Origin of the sequence: Streptomyces rectiviolaceus, assembly GCF_039533825.1 — a bacterium.
Taxonomy (GTDB): domain Bacteria; phylum Actinomycetota; class Actinomycetes; order Streptomycetales; family Streptomycetaceae; genus Streptomyces; species Streptomyces rectiviolaceus.
Window position 1 is genome coordinate 1 of the sequence record NZ_BAAAUG010000248.1, and the last position, 4,269, is coordinate 4,269.

5 protein-coding genes are annotated in these 4,269 nt (G+C 70.4%); 2 read left to right on the forward strand and 3 right to left on the reverse strand.

The window, feature by feature from the left end:
• Together ABD378_RS43390 and ABD378_RS43395 are read left to right on the forward strand one after the other, a co-directional pair.
• On the forward strand, positions 1 to 548 hold a 548-nt coding region (locus ABD378_RS43390), incomplete at its 5' end, for a hypothetical protein (RefSeq protein ID WP_425583983.1).
• Positions 549 to 1,011: 463 nt separating this feature from the next.
• Entirely contained in the window at positions 1,012 to 1,362 is a 351-nt protein-coding gene (locus ABD378_RS43395) for a hypothetical protein (protein WP_344530932.1), read from the forward strand.
• 619 nt (positions 1,363 to 1,981) lie between these two features.
• Here ABD378_RS43395 and ABD378_RS43400 read toward each other — a convergent pair.
• The 3 genes from ABD378_RS43400 to ABD378_RS43410 all read right to left on the reverse strand — a co-directional run bounded on the left by ABD378_RS43400 (position 1,982) and on the right by ABD378_RS43410 (position 4,266).
• On the reverse strand, positions 1,982 to 2,488 hold the full coding sequence (locus tag ABD378_RS43400) for a class I SAM-dependent methyltransferase (protein ID WP_344530936.1): 507 nt from the start codon (positions 2,486 to 2,488) through the stop codon (positions 1,982 to 1,984).
• Between the two features lie 195 nt (positions 2,489 to 2,683).
• Positions 2,684 to 3,679, reverse strand: coding sequence for a DMT family transporter (locus tag ABD378_RS43405; protein ID WP_344530934.1), 996 nt, complete (start codon positions 3,677 to 3,679; stop codon positions 2,684 to 2,686).
• A complete protein-coding gene (locus ABD378_RS43410; protein ID WP_344530939.1) occupies positions 3,676 to 4,266 on the reverse strand; it encodes a TetR/AcrR family transcriptional regulator in 591 nt (196 codons plus the stop codon). Before ABD378_RS43410 ends, ABD378_RS43405 begins: the two co-directional genes overlap by 4 nt.
• Positions 4,267 to 4,269 lie beyond the last annotated feature (3 nt).

Genomic DNA, 4,269 nt, shown 5'->3' on the forward strand with positions numbered 1-4,269 from the left:
GCGGAGTGGGGCGGCTGCCGCACAGCACCGTCGGGCGGGTCCTCAAAGGCAGTTCCACACCCAGCCGGACGTTCGTCGCGGCCCTCGCCGAGGCCTGCAACGTCCGCAGAAGCGAGCTGCCCGAGTGGACGAAGGCCTGGGACCGGGCGGACGCCGACCGCCGCAGCAGCCGGCTGCTCTCACGCAAGCCCGACACCACGCAGCGTCTGACCCGCCACGACCGCGTCACGCCTAGGGACCTGCAGCTCCTGATGAGCGAGATGGAGTCGACGTCGCGCAAGACCCCCGCTCTCAAGCTCACGGTCCACGTGCCCGACCCCGCTTCCTCTGAAGCAGAGGCCGCCGCGCGAATGAGCCGCGAACTCCTCATCGACCAGGCGCAGCGCCGCGGAGAGCTCGCCTGCCCGCAGTGCCGACGTCCCTCCTTCGGCTACAGCGATGAGCGCGGCTGGTCATCGCAGCTGCGCTCCAGCTGCGCGCCCGGTGTGGCGCCCGGCCGTGGACGTGGAGCATCGTGCCAGTCCTGGAAGCGGGCCATCGGAGGTTGATGCGGTGTTGTCCCAGCGCTTGAGCCGGTGCATTTCGCGCAATCTCGAACCGCGCGGTGCGAAATCGATGCGTCCTACGAGCCCGTGCTGGTGTATCGGTCGTCAACCGATATGGCCGGTGTGCGGAGACGATCAGAATGCGGACAGGGACGGTCGACCGTGCGCAGGCCCTGCGGCGGGCCGATGAGTTCTTGCGGGGCTGTCCCAATTTCACTTGCCGCTGGCAGGCTCCCCTGCCAAGATCCCGAACACTCCGTATTTAGCGCGGAGTTCCCTCGTGTGCGACTGGCTCCCGCTGTCGGCCGGGGAATACGGCCCGTCCATGTGTGGCGCATGACGAGCCACCCAACCGGTCGCCCCGGTCCTCCGCCCGGGGCAGCCGGTGCCCGGGGCGAGCGAGGCCGCCATCACCTGAGTACGCGTACGGATGTAGCGGGGGCCGCGCTGATGTTGGGTCGTGTGTATGACACAGGACGCACCGTGCGATCGCGCTCGGCGAGCTTGGATCGGCCCGCTGCTCTCCACCCTGCTCACCCTTCCAACGGCCTTCTTTGCCTTTGTATTTGTCGCGCTCTCCCCGATGGCCTGCGACTCCTGCACCACCTCGGAGGCTGACCGCTTCAACCCCAGCTTCGACACCGCCTTCACCGTCTTCCTCTTCGGCCTCACGGTCCCTGCGGGGCTGCTGCTCGCCGCATGGGCCCTGCCCTGGCAGAAGCGCCACGCCGCCAGACGGGCGCTCCTGGCTGTCCTCGCACCCGTCTCCGTACTCGCTCTGTATCTGCTGTTCGCCGGCCTCGTCGACTGGCCGTGAAACGCCCTGCAGAGGCGTCCGTGGGGTAGACCACCGCCGGGGAAATCCCAGCCGTCGGGGCCTTCGCCGATGTCGTCGCAGACGACGAAGTCGATGAAGTCGCCCTCGAACTCACGGTCGCCAACTTCCCCATCGCGCCACATCGCCTCGATGGACACCCAGTGGCGTTGCCGCCATCGATGCACAGCTGCGGCGCGGTGCCCTGGGCGCGGCGGTCGCGAATGTCGCTGCCTGTCCCACGGCCTATCCCCTCGCGTCGTAGCGTTCAGGCTTGGGTGCGCGCGTCATCAGCAGGTCGGCAGCCTCGCGGCGCGCGCGGGATCGGCCTGCGCGGCGAGTTCGGACTTGGGCTTGTCTCCCAATGGTTCTCCTCCCCTCTCTGTTCTGCTGCGGCCGGTGCGAGCGGGTGCTTGAACCGGTGGTGCCGCACCGCGCCGCTCCTGCTGAGCGGGCGATGTGGTCGTGGGCCGGCGGGGTCCTGGCCGGTCCCGCTGCCCGCCCCTGGCCAGAGCGAGGAGTGCGGACGTCTCCGAGCCGGCGCCGGGTTCGCGGGCCGGCATTGGAACCCGCCCCTCCTCCAAGATCCGTCACTGCCATCGGAGGAGGGGCGGAGTCTGGGTCAGCCGCCGTAGCCGCGCAGCATGATCGCGCGGTGCCAGCGGCTCAGGCTGTACGTCTCTCGGTGGGCCCAGCCGTGGCCGAGGGACTGGATCTGCTCCTCGGTGAGCCCGCGGCGAAACGCTTCCGCTCCGGCGGCCTCGTCGGGGCCCGGAGCAGGGCGGGTGTCGGCGCCCTGGACGTCGACGCGGACGAGCGCGTAGAAGGTGCCGGAGTCGGCGAGCCAGCGCCCCACATCGGTCAGCAGCCGGGCTCGGTCGAGGTAGGGGAGCGCGAAGCGGCACGTCACCACATCGATGCCGCTGGGCCTCAGATCGTCGGGGATGGACTCGACGTCGATGTCCCACCGCGCGTAGCTCAGCCGGTCGCGCATGCCCGCGTTGGCAGCTTGCCGCAGTGCCTCGGGCGAGAAGTCGTAGCCAGTCACCTTCAGTCCCCAGACGGCGAGTTGCCGTGTCCACTGGCCGTTGCCACAGGCCAGGTCGATGGCGGTCCTGCCGCTTCTCAGCGCCTGGCTTTGTTCACGAGATCGGACAGCACCTGTTCATGACTTCGGGAGGCGTGGCAGCCGTGTCGTGTTCGATGTTCACCACCTTGGACAGCACCTGCCGCCTGGGTGGGAGGGCAACTATGGGAGGCGGTCGGACGTGGTAGCTGACGAGGTTGTGCTCTACCGGCCCGGCAGGCGGAACTGACCGCGCGTTCAATCGGCGTGGCTGGCAACACTGGTCACGCTGACCTCGCTCTCGTGGTCCGCAGGGCTGCGCAGCTGTTCGCGTGAGCGGCGGTGGGTGGGGGTGATGAGGGCGGCGAGGCAGGCGATGACGAGGGCGATGCCCATCCAGCCGGTGGCGGGGAGGCGTTCGCTGACCACCAGGACGGCGAGGACGGCAGCGACGGCAGGTTCGAGCAGGGACAGGGCGGTTGCGGTGCTGGCGGGCACGTGGGCGAGTCCCCAGCCGAACAGGACGTAGCCGGCGAACATGGGGACGAGTGCCATGTAGGTGCCGACGGCGGCGTTGGACCAGGAGGCGACGAGCGGGGCACCCGTGGCGAGGAGGACGGGCAGGAGGAGTAGTGCGCCGAGTCCGAAGATCGCGCCCATCGCTGCTCGGGAGGGGATCTGGCGGGTGATGAGCCGGTGCGCGGCCCAGGAGTAGAGGGCGTATGTCGCGGCGGCGAGGAGGCCGAGGCCGATGCCGAGCAGGGTGTCGGATATGGAGCTGCGGCCCGTGCCGTCGGTGGCGTGGGCGGCTTCGGCGACGCACAGTAGGACGGTGCCGAGCAGGCCGAGGGTAGCGGCGAGCATCCAGCGGCGGGTGAGGCGGCGGCCGTCCACGACGCGCTCGATCAGGGCTGAGGCGAGGGGGGCGGTGCCGATCGACACGACGGTGCCGACGGCGACTCCGGCCAGGTGCATGGAGCTGTAGAACGCCAGGGGGTAGGCCGTCACCGATGCGGCGCCGAGCAGGACCGTGCCGCGCTGGTCGCGCAGCCGGGATGCGTGATGGCGGATCTGCGGGGCGGCGATGATGGCCTGGAGCAGTCCGCCGATGCCCATGGCGACGGCCCCGATCGCGAGGGGGCCCACGTCCGGGGCGAAGGTGGCGGCCGTGCCCGTCGTACCCCACAGCACGGAGGCAGCCAGCACGCACAGGGCCCCGATGCCCACGGACCGGCCGTGGTCGACGCGGCTCACACCCGGTCCAGCAGAGCCGTGGCCATCGAGCGGGCGTGCTGGACACGCTCGCCGTCTCCCTCCAGGCCGGCACGGGCCATCGCCCCCTCCAGGAGGAAGGAAAGGTGCTCGGCCGTTGCACGGGCCTCGTCGGGCCGACCAGGCAACAGCTGCTCCAGGTGTTCGGCGACCAAGCGCTCGACCTCTTCCTTGTGGGCGCGGACCACGGCCCGGCCCTCGTCGCCGGCCGGAAGCTCGGCGGCGGCATTGAGCAGCCCACAGCCGCGGAAGCCGTTCTCGTACGCGAAGGCCGCGTGATCGGCGTACGCGTCGAAGACCGCCAACACGCCCTCACGCGGGCCGTCGGCGTGCGCCAGTCGGGCCCGGTACAAGCCGAGCCACTCCTCGTGCCGGGCATCCAGGTAGGCCCGGACCAGGTCGGCCTTGGAGGAGAAGTTGTTGTACAGGCTCATCTTCGCCACGCCGGCCTCAGCCGTGATCGTGTCGATACCGGTCGCCGCCACACCGTCGGCGTAGAAGCGCCGGGCCGCCGCCTCCAGGAGCCGTTCCCGGGCCGGCCGCCGCCGTCCGCTACCGGCCGCTCTCACGTC